The sequence below is a fragment of the Nocardiopsis sp. MG754419 genome, from assembly GCF_018207095.1.
Classification (GTDB): domain Bacteria; phylum Actinomycetota; class Actinomycetes; order Streptosporangiales; family Streptosporangiaceae; genus Nocardiopsis.
This window is the reverse complement of sequence record NZ_QOCZ01000299.1, coordinates 1-1,454: the sequence shown is the minus strand read 5'-3', so window position 1 is coordinate 1,454 and position 1,454 is coordinate 1. Positions and strand designations below refer to the sequence as shown.

Below are 1,454 nucleotides of genomic sequence, written 5' to 3'. Positions count from 1 at the left end.
CCGGGTGGTTGCACCACTACAATCACCACCGGTTCCACACCGCGAACAGCGGCCCTCCCGCCTCCCGCGTACCTAACCTCTCAGGTCAGTACACCTAGGGACACGACGAAGGGCGCCGCTTCCGGGAGGCGGCGCCCTTCGCGCTGTCCTGGGCCGGAAAGGTCCGGTGTCCGGGGCAGCGTGGTCGGTGTGGGGCCCGGGTCGAGGCTCGTGCCCCGTGAACGGGCCGGAGCGGCCGCCGGGGCGAACGCGCGGGGCGGCCTCGACACCTGGACCGGGTGAGGCCGCCCCCGGCCGCTCACGTGCTGTGGGAGGAGTCCTTGGGGCGTTCCTCGGCCTCGTCCGGCCGGTCCGTCCCCTCGCCGCCCGTGACCGGCTCGTCGAGGATCACGGCGTAGGCCACCTCCGTTTCCTCGGTGTCGGCGGAGCGGTCGTGGTCCGAGGCGGCGGTCTCGGTGTCCTGGGACGCCACGTCCACCGTGGCGGTCTCCTCGGCCTCGTGCGTGTCGTTCTCCTCCGCGAGGTCCGCCTGCGCCGTGGTGGGCGCGGGACGCTCCTCCTCCGGAGCGGACACGTCGGTGTCCGGGACCCGGGCGTCGTCCGACACGGTGGCCTCGTCGGTGTCCCGCGTCTCCTCGCCGGGCCCGGACGTGCTCTCGTCGGTGGGGTCGTCCTCGGACCGGGACCGCGGGGCCGCGTCCTCGTGCGGCTCGACGCCGGCGGACGCCTCCCGGTCCGCCTCGTCCTCCTCGGTGGGCTCCTCCTCGGCCGTGTCGGCCTCGTCCAGGGCGGTCGCGCCGGCCGGAGCCACGTCCTCGTCGGCCTCCACCACGGAGTCCTCGGTCGGGAAGGCGGAGCGGTCGAACGTCGCGGTCCGGTCCGGGTCGTCCTCCTCCGCGTCGACCGTCGCGGCGTCCGCTCCGGACGCGGAGGTCTGCGTCAGCGCATCATCGTCGTCGTGGACGGCCTCATCGGCGTCATCGTCGGCGGTCGCGCGCGACGCGGGGGTCTCGTCGGGGTGCTCGTCCTCGGCGGTGGGCTCCTCCGGGGCCCGGTCCCCCACGAGTTCGCCCTCGGGGGTCCACGGCACCGAGGTGTCGTCGTCCACCCATGTCTCGTCCAGCGGGGTCTCGTCGAGCCGGGCCTGGTCCGACGGGGCGTCGTCACCGGGGGCCACAACGGCGTCCGAGGGCCCTGGGCCGTTCTCGGCGTGGTCGATGCCCCCGAGGGTCTGCGGGAACTCCACCTCGGCCGACTCGGCGTCGGCGACGTGCGACGTGGGGTCGGGGTCGTGGGTCTCGCGCCCGGGGATGCGGTAGGCGAAGGCGGCGCTCGTGGAATCGGCGTCCTGCGCTTCGGGGGTCCCGTTCGGCCCGGCGGCGCTCGTCTCCTGCGGGGCGGGCGTCTCGGCGTCGGAGGGTGTCTCGGTGTCCACGGGCGCGGTGGCCTCGGAC

Annotated in this window: 1 protein-coding gene; it reads right to left on the bottom strand. The window is 75.1% G+C overall.

Annotation, left to right across the window (positions count from 1 at the left end; translation table 11 throughout):
- Positions 1-298 precede the first annotated feature (298 nt).
- Positions 299-1,454, bottom strand: a 1,156-nt coding sequence (locus DSY14_RS27750; RefSeq protein ID WP_211719557.1) for a hypothetical protein, incomplete at its 5' end; no start/stop codon positions are given.